Origin of the sequence: Pseudomonas sp. SBB6 (assembly GCF_024213215.1) — a bacterium.
Taxonomy (GTDB): Bacteria; Pseudomonadota; Gammaproteobacteria; order Pseudomonadales; family Pseudomonadaceae; genus Aquipseudomonas; species Aquipseudomonas donghuensis.
The window spans coordinates 483,101-498,278 of sequence record NZ_JANAVH010000003.1 but is presented as its reverse complement, the minus strand read 5'-3'; the positions used below and the strand labels follow the sequence as shown (position 1 = coordinate 498,278).

Annotated in this window: 13 protein-coding genes; 7 read left to right on the top strand and 6 right to left on the bottom strand. The window is 63.7% G+C overall.

Annotated elements, in window-relative coordinates; all coding sequences use genetic code 11:
• Positions 1–19: 19 nt before the first annotated feature.
• The 6 genes from NLX68_RS08395 to gap all read right to left on the bottom strand — a co-directional run bounded on the left by NLX68_RS08395 (position 20) and on the right by gap (position 6,628).
• Positions 20–445 carry a YbaN family protein gene (locus NLX68_RS08395; RefSeq protein WP_010220184.1) on the bottom strand — a complete coding sequence of 142 codons (426 nt, stop codon included), beginning with the start codon at positions 443–445 and terminating at the stop codon, positions 20–22.
• A gap of 60 nt (positions 446–505) precedes the next feature.
• Entirely contained in the window at positions 506–1,120 is a 615-nt protein-coding gene (locus NLX68_RS08390; RefSeq protein ID WP_254283620.1) for a biliverdin-producing heme oxygenase, read from the bottom strand.
• A 132-nt stretch (positions 1,121–1,252) separates the two neighbouring features.
• Positions 1,253–3,847, bottom strand: a complete 2,595-nt coding sequence (locus tag NLX68_RS08385; RefSeq protein ID WP_254283619.1) for a TonB-dependent receptor — start codon at positions 3,845–3,847, stop codon at positions 1,253–1,255.
• A gap of 119 nt (positions 3,848–3,966) precedes the next feature.
• Positions 3,967–4,929 carry a FecR domain-containing protein gene (locus tag NLX68_RS08380; protein WP_254283617.1) on the bottom strand — a complete coding sequence of 321 codons (963 nt, stop codon included), beginning with the start codon at positions 4,927–4,929 and terminating at the stop codon, positions 3,967–3,969.
• A 93-nt stretch (positions 4,930–5,022) separates the two neighbouring features.
• Entirely contained in the window at positions 5,023–5,535 is a 513-nt protein-coding gene (locus NLX68_RS08375; RefSeq protein WP_010220179.1) for an RNA polymerase sigma factor, read from the bottom strand.
• Positions 5,536–5,626: 91 nt separating this feature from the next.
• Positions 5,627–6,628: a type I glyceraldehyde-3-phosphate dehydrogenase gene (gap, locus tag NLX68_RS08370; RefSeq protein ID WP_010220178.1), complete on the bottom strand. Its 1,002-nt coding sequence runs from the start codon at positions 6,626–6,628 to the stop codon at positions 5,627–5,629.
• A 269-nt stretch (positions 6,629–6,897) separates the two neighbouring features.
• Here gap and edd point away from each other — a divergent pair, with 269 nt between their 5' ends.
• From edd to NLX68_RS08335, 7 genes are all read left to right on the top strand, one after another.
• On the top strand, positions 6,898–8,724 hold the full coding sequence (edd, locus tag NLX68_RS08365) for a phosphogluconate dehydratase (protein ID WP_254283616.1): 1,827 nt from the start codon (positions 6,898–6,900) through the stop codon (positions 8,722–8,724).
• The gene (locus NLX68_RS08360) at positions 8,721–9,674 is read left to right on the top strand and encodes a glucokinase (protein WP_254283615.1); all 954 of its coding nucleotides are present in this window, start codon (positions 8,721–8,723) and stop codon (positions 9,672–9,674) included. Before edd ends, NLX68_RS08360 begins: the two co-directional genes overlap by 4 nt.
• A gap of 75 nt (positions 9,675–9,749) precedes the next feature.
• Positions 9,750–10,448 carry a response regulator gene (locus tag NLX68_RS08355; protein WP_254283707.1) on the top strand — a complete coding sequence of 233 codons (699 nt, stop codon included), beginning with the start codon at positions 9,750–9,752 and terminating at the stop codon, positions 10,446–10,448.
• Positions 10,449–10,491: 43 nt separating this feature from the next.
• A complete protein-coding gene (locus NLX68_RS08350) occupies positions 10,492–11,886 on the top strand; it encodes an ATP-binding protein (RefSeq protein WP_269467562.1) in 1,395 nt (464 codons plus the stop codon).
• Positions 11,887–12,030: 144 nt separating this feature from the next.
• Entirely contained in the window at positions 12,031–13,293 is a 1,263-nt protein-coding gene (locus NLX68_RS08345) for an ABC transporter substrate-binding protein (RefSeq protein ID WP_010220173.1), read from the top strand.
• 135 nt (positions 13,294–13,428) lie between these two features.
• Positions 13,429–14,337, top strand: a complete 909-nt coding sequence (locus NLX68_RS08340) for a carbohydrate ABC transporter permease (RefSeq protein WP_254283614.1) — start codon at positions 13,429–13,431, stop codon at positions 14,335–14,337.
• Positions 14,330–15,175 (top strand): carbohydrate ABC transporter permease, encoded by an 846-nt coding sequence (locus tag NLX68_RS08335; protein WP_010220171.1) that lies wholly within the window; start codon positions 14,330–14,332, stop codon positions 15,173–15,175. The genes NLX68_RS08340 and NLX68_RS08335 overlap by 8 nt, the downstream gene beginning before the upstream one ends.
• Positions 15,176–15,178: the final 3 nt, after the last annotated feature.

The window sequence follows — 15,178 nt, the reverse complement described above, 5'->3', positions numbered from 1 at the left end:
GTTCATCGGCCTTATAGCCTTAGCCATGAGTGTGTGCCGATGAACGGTCGTCAAGGCTCAAGGGCGCGGCTTCTGGCCGCGACCAGATCCACAGGTTGCCCAGGGTCATGCCGGCAATGGCGAGAAACACCGGCCAGCGATGGTCGAGGAACACCAGCATGAGGCTGGCGCACAGCAGCATGCTGAGCGTGGCGCTGACCTTGGCCCGGCGCTGGATCACCTTGCCGTTGCGCCAGTTGCTCAGGATCGGTCCGAACAAACGATGGTTTTCCAGCCAGGCGCTCAGGCGCGGCGAGCTGCGGGTGGCGGCCCAAGCGGCAAGGAGGATGAACTCGGTGGTGGGCAGGCCGGGAATCACGATCGCCACCAGGCCGATGCCGAGGCTGACGTAAGCCAGCAGGCCAAACAGCAGGCGTGAGAGTTTTGAAGCGGCTGGGCGGGTCATGGGCTTGTCGGTGTGCACGGGCAAGGCCCGGTTACCGCGAGGGTAACCGGGTACGACGCATCAGGCCAGTTCGGCTTTAGGCGCAGTTGCATAGGCGTGTTTGAGCAGTTCGGTGAAGCGCTCGAAGGCGGCCACGGCGCCTTGCTCGGCCTTGGCTTCTTCTTCGGCGCTCAGTTGCAGGCCGTCGAGGATGCGGGTGAACTGTTTCCAGCCTTCGGCGCGGCCACCGGCCGGTTCGCCCAGGTGACGGGCACCGAAGCTGTCCGACAGGCCCAGGCCGACGGCACGCTTGATCAGGAACGCGGCGCCAAGCTTGGAACCTTCGGAAACGAAGATCCAGCCCATGGCTTCACCCAGGCTTGGGCGCTGCAGGGCGCCGGCGAAGTCGGCCGGGATCTCGGTGTTCAAGTCCGCCAGGTCCAGGCCGGCCTGTTCGGCGCGGCAGCGTTCGGCCAGGTCCGGGACGATGGCGATCAGTGCCGGATCGGTGTACAGCGCTTTGAGCTCGGACTGGAACAGGTACTGGGCAACCACGAAGCGGGCGAAACTCTCGCGGGTTTCGAACGGCGCGTGGGATTTGACCAGGGCGTCCAGTTCGCTGTGCGGGGCGTGGGTCAGCTGGTTCAAGCGTTGCGAACGCAGGCTGGCGCGTTCGGCGGTGGTAGCGGCGGTCATGGTGATTCCTTGCGAAATGGGCGTGCCTGATGACTAGACGAATGAGAAGACGCGTGACAGTAAAAAAACCTCACCTGCGGGGGCTGCATTTGCAGCCCATCGCGGGTCGAGCCCGCTCCCACAGGTTCTCGGTCAGATATCCCAGACCAGGTTGATGGCGACGTTGCGGCCCGGCATGGTCAGGCGGTCGAGGTTGGCCGGGGCGGTCACTGCCGCTTCACCGAGGCCGTCGTAGCCGCGCACGTCATCCCACTGCCAGTACTTCTTGTCGGTCAGGTTGTAGAGACCGGCGTTGACGCTGATGTCGTCAGTGACCTTGTAGAAACCGGTCAGGTCGAGCACGCCGTAGCCGGGGGTGCGGAACTGCTTGCTGGTGCCGTCGGGGGCAAAGAAGGTGGTGTCGTCGACGCGGTCCTTGCGCTTGACCAGGGTCCAGCTCAGCAGCGCGCCGTATTGTTCCTGCTCGTAGCCCATGCCCATCACCGCGGTCAGCGGGTTGACGCTGTTGAGTGGCTGGCCGCTGTCGTCGTTGCGGCCGTGGGCATAGGCCAGCGAGCCCTGGGTATACACGCCGTGCGGAGCACCGAAGGCGTCGAGGTTCAGGCGGCCCTTGAACTCTGCACCCTTGATGGTCGCGTGCTTGATGTTGTTGGCTTCGAAGGTCTGGCCCAGGTTGCTGCCCTGCACGGCGTCTTCGTTGATGAAGTCGCGGTACTTGTTGTAGAACACCGCGACATCGAAGTTACCCGCCTCGAAGTTGCCGCGCAGACCGGTCTCGTAGCTCTTGCTCTTTTCCGGTTCGAGGTTGGAGTTGCCACGCACGCTGTAGCCCAGGCCCGGGTTCTCGAAGCGGCCGTACAGCGCCTTGGCGGTTGGCGTGCGGAAGCCTTCGGCGTACTGGCCGTACCAGGTGTAGGTGTCGTTGAAGGCGTAAGTCAGGCCGAACTTGGGCGAGACCCGGTGCCATTTCTTGGCGCCGTCATCGACAGGGTCGGTGGCGCTGGCGCCAACCCCGCGGAGGAACGCGTCGGTCATGTGCGGCTTGAGTTCGGTGTAGTCGTAGCGCACACCCGGCAGGAAGCTCCACTGGTTCCAGCGGATCTCGTCCTGGGCGAACAGGCTGTAGGTGTTGACGGTCGGATCGGGGAAATCGCTGACCAGGGCCTGGCTGTCCTTGGCACTGGCCTGGCCGATGAATTGACAGTCGCCACCAACGTTCAGGCAGGTGCCGGTGCCGCTGCGCGAGCCGGTGACCTTCTGGTGCTTGAGGGTGGTGCCGTAGGTCAGCAGGTGCTCGGTGGCGCCGACGCTGAAGGCTTTGTCCAGTTGCGCGTCGAACAGCCACTGGCGATCCTTGTAGGTGGTTTGGCGGTCACGGAACACCTGGCGGCCCGACGCGAAGTAGAGCTCTTCGGTGCGCTGGTCGGTCTTGCCGATCTGGTAGTTCAGGCTCCACTTCATGTTGTCGGCCAACACACTGCCCAGGGCGAATTCGTGGTTGATGCCGAAACGCTCGCGGGTCACGGTGTCGTTACCGGTGCGGTCGCGGTACGAGTTCATGGCGCCAAAGCCTGGAATGAACGGCCCGCCCACGGCGCTCTTCTGCTTCAGGTCGCGGTCGTCCTTGTAGCTTTCGTAGGTGAAGGCCAGGCGCGCGTCGTCAGCGTAGTTCCAGCCGGCCTTGGCGAGGATGTTGGTGGTGCGCACGTCTTCGGGGTTGGCGGCGGTGCGCGCCAGGCCCGTGCCGCCGTGGCTGCTGTAAGACTCGGTTTCATGGCCGTTGCGCTGGCTCAGGTGCAGCAGGCCGTCGAATTCGCCCTGGCGGCCGGCGACGCTGGCCGAGTTCAGCCAGCTCTCATCCGCCGAGCTGTAGCCGGTCTTCAGGCGTGCGCCGAGGTCCTGGCCAGGCTTGATGATGTCGTCGGGATCGAGGGTGAAGTAGCTGACCGCGCCGCCGATGGCGTTGCTGCCGTACAGCACCGAGGCCGGGCCACGGAGGATCTCCACGCGCTTGACGATTTCAGGATCGACGTAGTTGCGCTGGGTCTGGGCATAAGGGCCGAAGAAGAAGCTGTCGGGGATCGACACGCCGTCGATCTGGGTCAGTATCCGTTCACCGTCGATACCACGGATGTTGTAACCGTTCAGGCCGCTGCGCTGCCCGGTGCCGCTGACTGACACACCCGGCTCGTAACGGACCAGGTCCTTGATGCTGTTGACGTTCTGCCGGTCGAGCTGCTCACGGGTCTGCACGCTGACGGTGCTCGGCACCTGGCTGATGTCCTGGGCGCTGCGGGTGGCACTGACGGTGATCTGCTGCAGGGCGATGGCCTTGCTGGCGCTGCGTTCGATCACCACGTTGCCGCTGCCGAGGGTGCGGTAGCTCAAGCCGGTGCCGGCCAGCAGTTGCTGTAACGCGGCTTCCGGCTTCAGCGAACCCTGCACGCCCGGGGAGGCCACGCCTTCGGCCAGTTCAGCGGAGAAGCCCACTTGCCAGCCGGTCACCGCGGTAAAGGCGTTGAGCGCCGACACCAGTGGTTGCTGGCTGATGGCGAAGCGGTAGTCACCCATCCGCGGGGCACTGGCCTGGGCCGGTTCCGCGGCCAGCGCCGGCAGGCTGCAGGCGCCGCTGGCGAGCAGGGCCAGGGTCAACAGGGAGAACGTGCAACGCTGCAGGCCGGGGGTAGGTGAAGTGGCTGAAGACCGACGAGTGAAACCAGTGGGCATCGAAAGCGCTCCCTGTCGCGCAAATGTTATAGGTGCTGGCTGATTCAAAAATAAGAATCAGTTGCATTGGCTATAACGAGACGTAACAGCTTCCGGGATCGCGTAAAAAAACTTTTGCGTCAGTTGAGGATGACCAGTGCCGGGTATTCGTGCAGCTGCGCCGAGGTAATGTGGGCAAGGGCGCGCAGGGTTTCCAGGGGTTGGTCGAGGCGGTAGTTGCCAGTGACCGCGACATTTTCCAGGTGCTCATTGCCGTTGATGATCCAGCCGGGGTAGTAGCGGCGCAGTTCGGCCAGCACCTGGCTCAACGGACAATTTTCGAATACCAGGCGGCCCTGGACCCAGGCCAGGTCCTTCTGCGCGTCCAGGCGCCCGCGTTGGCTGAAACCGTTGGGCCCGACGCTGATACTGTCGCCCGCCGACAGGCGAATGCGCTGGTCGCTGCTGGCCTGCAGGTCGACGTCACCGCGTTGCACCCGCACCTGGGCTTCGCCGTTGAGGTAGCGCACGGCAAAATCGGTGTCGCGCACGCTGGCCCGCAACGGGCCGGCCTGCAGCTCCAGGGGCGGTTGGGTACCGGCGGGCACTTCGAAATAGGCCTCGCCCTGCAGCAGCCGGGCCACCTGACGGTTGTCGCGCAGGTCGCTGGCAAAGGCCGAATTGGTGTTGAGCAACACCCTGGAGCCGTCGTCCAGCTGTAGCCGCTGGCGTTCACCCACCACGGTCAGGTGGTCGGCCTGCAGGCGCAGCGGCAGGTTGCCAAGGGTGAAAATCCCTACCAGCAGCACGGCGGCTGCGGCCAGGGGCTTGTAGTGCGGGCGGATGCGTGAGCGTAGCGTGCGGCGCTGCCCCTGTTGCAACTGGCTGGCAACCTGACGCAACGGCGCGCCGTTCCAGATCGCTTCGGCCTCGACGTAGGCCCGGGCATTGGCCGGATCGGCTTCCAGCCAGGCTTCGAAGGCCTGGGTATCGTGTTCCGACGCGCATTGCAGGCGAATCAGCCAGTCCAGAGCCTGGTCCATGGCCTGATCACTGGCGCCTTGGCCAGGTGGCGAGGGGCGAGGGGCGGGACGGTCGGTCACGGGTGGGTCCTTGGCGGGTTGGCGCTTTTGCGCGAATGATCGGGGCTATCCATGGGGATGGCAAGGGTTTAGCTGCGATCGACGACAGGCTGTTTACTGCAGCCGGTCGGCTACCCCCACACAGATGGCCATGATCAGTTTCAGTTCCTTCTGAACCGTGCTTGCCGAGACGTTCAACTGCTCGGCGATTTCCAGGTAGCTGGCGCCATGCAGGCGGCTGAGGATGAAGATCCGTTGTTGGCGCTCGGTCAACTGCGCGAGGCTGACGCTCAGGCGCTTGAGCAGTTGTTCGGCGTGGGCGGCGTCTTCGGCGCTGCTGCTGGGCGCGGCGACGTTGTGCAGGATCTGCTCGGGTACATCGTCGACCAGGTTGCGCGACTGCGCCCGGCGTGCGCGCAAGTGATCGAGGGCGAGGTTGCGCGCAGTCTGGAACACGAAGGGTTCAAGGTGTTCGATGGGGCGTTCGCCAAGGGCGCGGGTCACCCGCAGGTAGGTCTCCTGCAACAGGTCCTCGGCAGTGCTGGGGTTATCCACCATGCGCTGCAGGGTACGCAACAGGCTGACGCGCTGCGCGAGGAAAACGGCGTTGAACTGGGACTGACTCACAGCGGTACCCGACCATGGCATGGCGAATGATAATGCTTATCATCAGCGCCTTGGTCAAGTACTGCCTTGGTCGCTCCTACAAGGGATGATCCTAGCGGGCGTTGCACAGTGCCAGGCAGTTATCCAGCATGCGGTTGGAGAAGCCCCATTCGTTGTCGTACCAGGCCAGCACCTTGAGCATGCGCCCGTTGGTGCGGGTGTGATTGGCATCGAAGATCGACGACAGCGGGTTATGGTTGAAATCACAGGACACCAGCGGCAGGCTGTTGTAGCCCAGCACCTTGGAATGCCGGCTGGCTTCCTTGAACAACTCATTGACTGCCGTGGCCGTGGCCTCGCGCTCAAGGTTGACGGTAAGGTCGACCAGCGACACGTTGATCACCGGCACCCGCACGGCCATGCCGGTGAGCTTGCCGGCCAGCTCTGGCAGCACCAGGCCCACCGCTTCGGCCGCGCCGGTCTTGCTCGGGATCATCGACTGGGTCGCCGAGCGGGCACGGAACGGGTCGCTGTGGTAGACATCGGTCAGGTTCTGGTCGTTGGTGTAGGCGTGGATGGTGGTCATCAAGCCTTGTTCGATACCGTACTCGCGGTGCAGTACCTGGGCCAGCGGCGCCAGGCAGTTGGTGGTGCACGAAGCACTGGAGATGATCTGGTGCGAAGGGCGCAGGATGTCATGGTTGACCCCATACACCACGGTGGCATCAGCGCCCTTGGCCGGTGCCGAGATAATGACTTTGCCAGCCCCGGCAGTAAGATGGGCGGCTGCCTTGGCGCGTTCGGTGAACAAACCTGTGCATTCGAACACCACATCGATGGCTTCGGCTTTCCACGGCAGCTCCGCCGGATTGCGGATGGCGCTGACGGCAATGCGGTCGCCGTTGACGGTTATGCTCTCGTGATCGGATTCAACCGTGGCAGCAAAGCTGCCGTGGACGCTGTCGTGTTTGAGCAGATGGGCATTGATCGCACTGTCGCCCAGGTCGTTGATGGCGACGACCTGCAGGTCCTGGCGGTAGCCTTGGGTATAGAGTGCGCGAAGGATGTTGCGGCCGATGCGGCCAAAGCCATTGATTGCGATACGAAGGGTCATGGAGCTACCTCTGGCAGACCGGGTGAAGCCCGTGGCAATTGAAGTTTTGCTTCACTGCATCTGTTTTTGTTGTTGGAATTACAAGATTTTTCGTAAAAAAATAGAAAACAAGCCTTTTTACTGGCAATATTTTGTTCAATCTACAACGAGCGATCGGCCAAGCCGTTCCTCCCGCAACGCATCGCCCCTGCTTTTGAGCCTAGGCCGCGATCGTTGATAAGGGAAACCGCCGCAGAGGTCGCAACCACCGATAGCCTGGAGTCCAGTACATGCATCCGCGCATTCTTGAGGTCACCCAACGGCTGATCGCCCGCAGTCGCCCCACCCGTGAACGCTACCTTGAGCTGATTCGCGGGGCCGCCAGCGACGGGCCGATGCGTGCCAAGCTGCAGTGCGCCAACTTCGCTCACGGTGTCGCCGGCTGCGGCAGCCAGGACAAGCAAAGCCTGCGGATGATGAACGCGGCCAACGTCGCCATCGTCTCCGCCTACAACGACATGCTCTCGGCGCATCAGCCTTATGAGCATTACCCCGAACAGATCAAACAGGCACTGCGCGAGATTGGCTCGGTCGGCCAGTTCGCCGGTGGCGTGCCGGCCATGTGCGACGGCGTCACCCAGGGTGAGCCAGGCATGGAGCTGGGCATCGCCAGCCGCGAAGTGATCGCCATGTCGACCGCCATTGCCCTGTCGCACAACATGTTCGACGCGGCGCTGATGCTCGGTATCTGCGACAAGATCGTCCCCGGCCTACTGATGGGCGCGTTGCGCTTCGGCCATCTGCCGACCCTGTTCGTCCCGGGCGGGCCAATGCCGTCGGGCATCTCCAACAAGGAGAAAGCCGATGTACGCCAGCGTTACGCCGAAGGCAAGGCCAGCCGCGAGGAGCTGCTGGAGTCGGAGATGAAGTCCTACCACAGCCCCGGCACCTGCACCTTCTACGGCACCGCCAACACCAACCAGTTGCTGATGGAAGTGATGGGCCTGCACCTGCCGGGCGCCTCGTTCGTCAACCCGTACACGCCGCTGCGCGATGCCCTCACCGCCGAGGCCGCCCAACAGGTCACGCGCATGACCAAGGCCAGCGGCAACTTCATGCCCCTGGGCGAGATCGTCGACGAGAAAGCCCTGGTCAACTCCATCGTTGCCTTGCACGCCACCGGCGGCTCGACCAACCATACCCTGCACATGCCGGCGATTGCCCAGGCGGCGGGCATCCAGCTGACCTGGCAGGACATGGCCGAGCTTTCGGAAGTGGTGCCGACCCTGTCTCATGTCTACCCGAACGGCAAGGCCGACATCAACCACTTCCAGGCCGCCGGCGGCATGGCCTTGCTGATTCGCGAACTGCTCGATGCCGGTTTGCTCCATGAAGACGTCAACACCGTCGCTGGCCATGGCCTGCGTCGCTACACCCAGGAGCCGTTCCTTGAGGCCGGCAAACTGGTCTGGCGCGAAGGCCCGAAGGCCAGCCTTGATGAGGCGATCCTTCGCCCAGTGGCACGGGCGTTCTCGCCCGAAGGCGGTCTGCGGGTCATGGAAGGCAACCTCGGTCGCGGGGTGATGAAGGTGTCCGCAGTAGCCCCCGAGCATCAGGTGGTCGAAGCCCCGGCACTGGTGTTCCATGACCAGCAGGCGCTGGCCGATGCGTTCCAGGCCGGCGAGCTGGAGCGCGATTTTGTCGCGGTGATGCGCTTTCAAGGCCCGCGCTGCAACGGCATGCCCGAGTTGCACAAGATGACCCCGTTCCTCGGTGTGTTGCAGGATCGTGGCTTCAAGGTGGCACTGGTAACCGACGGGCGTATGTCCGGCGCTTCGGGGAAAATCCCGGCGGCCATTCATGTTTGCCCTGAAGCCTTCGATGGCGGCCCGCTGGCACGCCTGCGCGATGGTGATATCGTCCGCGTCGACGGTGTGGCCGGCACCTTGACCGTGAAGCTCAGTGCGGCCGAACTGGCTGATCGTGAACTGCCGGCGGCCCCGAGCGGCAATGACCTGGGCTGCGGTCGCGAGCTGTTTGGCTTCCTGCGTACCGCCCTGAGCCCGGCGGAGAAGGGTGCCAGCGCCTTCACCTCGGCACTGGAGACGCTCAAGTGAAGCGCGCACTGGTCGGCGATATCGGCGGCACCAACGCGCGCTTTGCCCTCTGGGAAGACAACCGCATGCACGCGGTGCAGGTCTTTGCCACAGCCGACTACACCAGCCCGGAACAGGCCATCGGCGCTTATCTGGCCGATCATGGCCTGGCCCGCGGTGAGCTGGGCGCGGTGTGCCTGGCGGTGGCCGGGCCGGTCGATGGCGATGAGTTTCGCTTTACCAACAACCACTGGCGCCTCAGCCGTCAGGCGTTCTGCAAGACCTTGCAGGTCGAACGCTTGTTGCTGATCAACGACTTCACCGCCATGGCCCTGGGCATGACCCGTCTGCAGGCGGGCGAGTACCGTACCGTTTGCGACGGCACGCCCGATGCTGCCCGCCCGGCCTTGGTGATCGGCCCGGGCACAGGTCTTGGCGTCGGCACCTTGCTGAGCCTGGGAGAGGACCGCTGGATGGCCTTGCCCGGCGAGGGCGGGCATGTCGACCTGCCGGTGGGCAACGCCCGCGAAGCGCAGATTCGTCAGCAGATCGAGAACGAAATCGGTCATGTCAGCGCCGAATCCGTCCTCAGCGGCGGCGGCCTGTTGCGCTTGTACCAGGCCATCTGCGCGCTGGACGGCCAGCCCGCACCGTTGCAGAGCCCGGCGGCGATCACCGATGCGGCGCTGGCCGGTGAGCCTGTTGCCCTGGCGGTGATCGAGCAGTTCTGCCTCTTTCTGGGCCGGGTGGCGGGCAATGATGTCCTGACTCTCGGCGCGCGCGCCGGGGTGTATATCGTCGGCGGCGTCATTCCGCGCTTTGCCGAACTGTTCCTGCGCAGCGGCTTTGGCGCCAGCTTTGCCGACAAGGGCTGCATGAGTGGCTACTTCAAGGATGTCCCGGTATGGTTGGTAACCGCTGAGTTCTCCGGTTTACTCGGGGCTGGCGTAGCCTTGCAACAAGCCGGCTGATATCTGGGGGCGGGCTTGCCCCGCGAAGCCCTCTCCCTGATAAACAAGGAGTGATGCGTGAGCAAGTCGATACTGATGGTCGACGACGACCAGGACATCCGTGAGCTGCTGCAAACCTACCTGAGCCGTGCCGGTTTCAGCGTCCAGGCGGTGGCCGACGGGCGCGGCTTTCGCCAGGCCCTGGATGCCAGCGATTGCGACCTGGTGATCCTCGACGTGATGCTGCCCGACGAAGACGGTTTCAGCCTGTGCCGCTGGGTGCGTCAGCATCCGCGCCTGGCGCAGGTGCCGATTATCATGCTCACCGCCAGCTCCGACGAGGCCGACCGGGTCATCGGCCTGGAGCTGGGCGCCGATGATTACCTGGGTAAACCCTTCAGTCCGCGTGAACTGCAGGCGCGGATCAAAGCCCTGTTGCGCCGTGCCGGTTTTGGCCAGGAGCGCAATGGCGGTGATGTGCTGGCCTTCGATGACTGGCGCCTGGATACCATCAGCCACCGCTTGTTCCACCGCGATGGTGAAGAGGTGATCCTTTCCGGCGCCGACTTTGCCTTGCTCAAACTGTTCCTCGATCACCCGCAACAGATCCTCGACCGCGACACCATCGGCAATGCCACCCGCGGTCGCGAGCCGATGCCCCTGGACCGTATCGTCGACATGGCGGTCAGCCGCCTGCGCCAACGCCTGCGCGACACAGACAAACCGCCGCGATTGATTCGTACCGTACGCGGCAGTGGTTACCTGCTGGCGGCCAGCGTTGCGCCTGCGCACTGAAGGGCGCTGGCGCCTGCCGCTGCCGCGCTCGCTGCTGGGGCGGATGCTGCTGTTGACCCTGCTGGTGGTGCTGCTGGCGCAGGGCTTGTCGAGCCTGATCTGGCTGTCGCAACTGCGCGCCAGCCAGATGGAGGGCCTGGTCGCCAGCGCGCGCAGCCTGGCCCATTCGATGAGTGCCAGCGTCAGTTACTTTCGTTCGCTGCCGGTGGCGTACCGGCCGATGGTGCTCGACCAGTTGCGCAGCATGGGCGGCACCCGTTTTGTCGTTTCCCTCAATGACAAACCCCTGGGCATGCAGGTGCTGGCGGCCACGCCGCGCAAGCAAGCGGTGATCGACGCCGTCGGCGACGTGCTGCACCAGCGCCTTGGCGCGCAGCTGGAAATCTCCATCCAGTTCGTCAGCCCGCAGGATCTGCGGATCTTCAACAGCGGCCTGAAACTCGATGAGCTGCCGCGCTCCTGGGCGCACTATGCGTTGACCCTGGAGCCGATCAACCCGCCGGTGCTGGTGACCCAGATCCGCCTGGATGAAGACGAATGGCTGTACATCGCCTCGTTGCTGCCCGAGCCTTACACCAGCCTCGAAGAACAGGGCCTGCCGAGTCAGCAGCTGTGGTTCATCGTACTCACCAGCTCGTTCCTGCTGTTGTTCATCGGTTTGCTGGTGCACTGGCAGAGCCGCCCGCTCAAGCGCCTGGCCCTGGCTGCCAGGGAAATGTCACTGGGGGCCGATGTCGAGCCGGTGACTGAAGGCGGTGGCAGCGAAGTGGAGGAGGTGGGCCGGGCCTTCAATGCCATGCGCGAGCGCATCAGCCGCTACCTGACCGAACGCAGCCAGTTGTTCAGCGCCATCTCCCACGACCTGCGCACGCCGATCACGCGTTTGCGCCTGCGGGTCGAGCTGCTGGATGACGAGCCGTTGCAGGCCAAGTTCGGCCGCGACCTGGATGAGCTGGAGATGTTGGTCAAGGGCGCACTGCAATGCGTGAAAGACACCGACATCCACGAGAACATCGAGCGTATCGACCTCAACCAGGTGCTCGAATGCCTGGTCGAGCCGTACCTGGGCAGCGGCCAGATCACGCTTGAAGGCCGCGCGCTGGCGCCGTATCCCGGCAAACCACTGGCGCTCAAGCGCTGCATCGGCAACCTGATCGACAACGCCCTGAAGTATGGCGAGCGTGCTCACCTGCGCATCCTCGACAGCGACAGTGACTTCGTTTTGCAGGTCGACGACGAGGGCCCGGGCGTGCCTGAGCAGCGTCAGGAACAGGTGTTCGAGCCGCACTTTCGCCTGGCCGGGCAGCAGCAGGGTTACGGTCTGGGGCTGGGTATCGCGCGCAACATCGCGCACAGCCATGGCGGCGAAGTGAGCCTGCGCAACCTGCGTGAGGGCGGCTTGCGGGTGACCTTGAGCCTGCCGCGCAGCAGTGACTGAAAGCCCCGCTGCGCGAATGTCACCGGCTTGTGACATTCGCGCATCCCTTCGTTACCTCCGGCACAGGTGCCGCTGGTTAGACTCTGATGCAAGCGCAAGCACCACGACTTGCACCTGCATAACAACAAGAAAAGGTTCCTCTCGATGAATGCGATCAATCGCCTCGCCGCTGTCATTTCTCTCGCCTCCTTGTTGCCCTTGAGTGCTGTTGCTGCCGCTAACGGTACGGTCGAAGTCACCCATTGGTGGACCTCCGGTGGTGAAGCCGCAGCGGTGAAAACCCTCAAGGAACAAGTCGAGAAAGACGGCTTCACCTGGAAGGACAACGCCGTCGCCGGTGGCGGTGGCGCAGCGGCCATGACCGTGCTGAAAAGCCGCGCGGTCGCCGGCAACCCGCCGGGCGCCGCCCAGATCAAGGGGCCGGACATCCAGGAATGGGGCGCGCTGGGCCTGCTCACTGAGCTCGATGATGTCGCCAAAGCCAACAACTGGGATGCCTTGCTGCCAAAGAAAGTTGCGCAGCTCATGCAGTACGACGGCCACTATGTAGCAGTGCCGGTGAACATCCACCGGGTCAACTGGCTGTGGATCAACCCGCAGGTGTTCGACAAGGCCGGTGCCAAGGTGCCGACCACCCTCGACGAACTGTTCGCTGCCGCCGACAAGCTCAAGGCTGCAGGCTTCACCCCGCTGGCCCATGGTGGCCAGCCGTGGCAGGACAGCACCGTGTTCGAAGACCTGGTGCTGAGCATCCTCGGGCCCCAGGGCTATCACCAAGCCTTTGTCGAACTGGACGAAGACACCCTGACCGGCGAAAAAATGATCGAGGTGTTCAAGACCCTGCAACGCCTGGGCACCTACATGGACCCTAACCGCGCCGGACGTGACTGGAACATTGCCGCTGGCGAGGTCATCAACGGCAAGGCCGGCATGCAGATCATGGGCGACTGGGCCAAGAGCGAATGGACTGCCGCCGGCAAGGTAGCGGGCAAGGACTACCAGTGCGTGGCCTTCCCTGGCACCCAGGGCAGCTTCGCCTACAACATCGATTCGCTGGCGATGTTCAAGCTCAAGAACGCGAACGACATCAAGGCCCAGAACGACCTGGCCAAGGTCGCCCTGGAGCCGCGGTTCCAGACCGTGTTCAACCAGAACAAGGGCTCCCTGCCGGTGCGCCAGGACATGGACATGAGCCAGTTCGACGCCTGTACGCAGAAGTCGGCGGCGGACTTCAAGGAAGCGGAAAAAGGTGACGGCCTGCAACCGAGCATGGCCCACAACATGGCGACCTCCCTGGCGGTGCAAGGGGCGATCTTCGATGTTGTCACCAACTTCTTCAACGACCCGAAAGCCGACCCGGCGACGGCGGTCAAACAGCTGAATTCGGCGATCAAGTCGGCCAAGTGATGGTGTAGGCAACGACTCTGCGGGGCTTCATCGCTGGCAAGCCAGCTCCCACAGGGTCGGTGCATGCAGTCCATTGTGGGAGCTGGCTTGCCAGCGATGCGGTGCGCAGCGCCGCCCTTCAACCGAGACTTTCTGATGAGCACTGTTGCCACAATCAACAAGGCCTCACCCCTGGACGCCCTGCAGCGCTGGCTACCGAAACTGGTACTGGCGCCGAGCATGCTGATCGTCCTGGTGGGCTTTTACGGCTACATCCTCTGGACCTTCGTCCTGTCCTTCACCAACTCAAGCTTCATGCCCAGCTACAAGTGGGTGGGCCTGGCGCAGTACGCGCGGCTGATGGAGAACGACCGCTGGTGGGTGGCGAGCAAGAACCTGCTGCTGTTCGGCGGTATGTTCATCGCCATCAGCCTGGTGATCGGCGTGCTGCTGGCGATTTTGCTCGACCAGCGCATTCGCCGCGAAGGGTTCATTCGCACCATTTACCTGTACCCCATGGCGCTGTCGATGATCGTCACCGGCACCGCCTGGAAGTGGCTGCTCAACCCCGGCCTGGGCCTGGACAAGATGCTCCGCGACTGGGGCTGGGAAGGCTTTCGCCTGGACTGGCTGGTAGACCCCGAGCGGGTCGTCTACTGCCTGGTGATCGCTGCCGTGTGGCAGGCCTCGGGCTTTGTCATGGCGCTGTTCCTGGCCGGCCTGCGCGGCGTCGATCAATCGATCATTCGCGCCGCACAAGTCGATGGCGCCAGCCTGCCGAGCATCTACCTGCGTATCGTCCTGCCGAGCCTGCGCCCGGTGTTTTTCAGTGCGCTGATGATCCTTGCGCACATCGCGATCAAGAGCTTCGACCTGGTCGCGGCGATGACCGCGGGCGGCCCGGGCTATGCCTCGGACCTGCCGGCGATGTTCATGTACTCCTTCACCTTCAGCCGCGGGCAGATGGGCATGGGCTCGGCCAGTGCGATCCTGATGCTCGGCGCGATCCTGTCGATCCTGGTGCCTTACCTGTATTCGGAACTGAGGAACAAGCGCCATGACTAGGTCCCTCGCTCCCCGCTCATTGAGCCTCAGCCGCCTGGCCATCTACTCGACCCTGATCCTGGCCTGCGCGCTGTACCTGATCCCGCTGATCGTGATGCTGCTGACCAGCTTCAAGTCGCCGGAAGACATCCGCACCGGCAACCTGCTGAGCTGGCCCGAGGTGATCACCGGCATTGGCTGGATCAAGGCCTGGGACACGGTGGGTGGCTACTTCTGGAACTCGGTGAAGATCACCGTGCCGGCGGTGCTGATCTCGACCCTGCTCGGTGCGCTCAATGGCTATGTGCTGTCGATGTGGCGCTTCAGGGGCTCGCAGCTGTTCTTCGGGCTGCTGCTGTTCGGTTGCTTCCTGCCGTTCCAGACCGTACTGCTGCCGGCCTCGTTCACCCTCGGCAAGCTTGGCCTGGCAAGCACCACCACCGGCCTGGTGCTGGTACACATCGTCTATGGCCTGGCCTTTACCACGCTGTTTTTCCGCAACTACTACTGCAGTGTGCCGGATGCCCTGGTGCGGGCGGCGCGGCTCGATGGCGCGGGGTTCTTCACCATCTTCGGGCGCATCCTGCTGCCGATGTCGGTGCCGATCATCATGGTCTGCCTGATCTGGCAGTTCACCCAGATCTGGAACGACTTTCTCTTCGGCGTGGTGTTCGCCAGCGGCGACGCACAACCGATCACCGTGGCCCTGAACAACCTGGTCAACACCAGCACCGGGGTCAAGGAATACAACGTCGACATGGCGGCGGCGATGATCGCCGGGTTACCGACCCTGTTGGTCTATGTGCTGGCTGGCAAGTATTTCCTGCGCGGGCTCACGGCCGGCGCGGTCAAGGGGTAAACA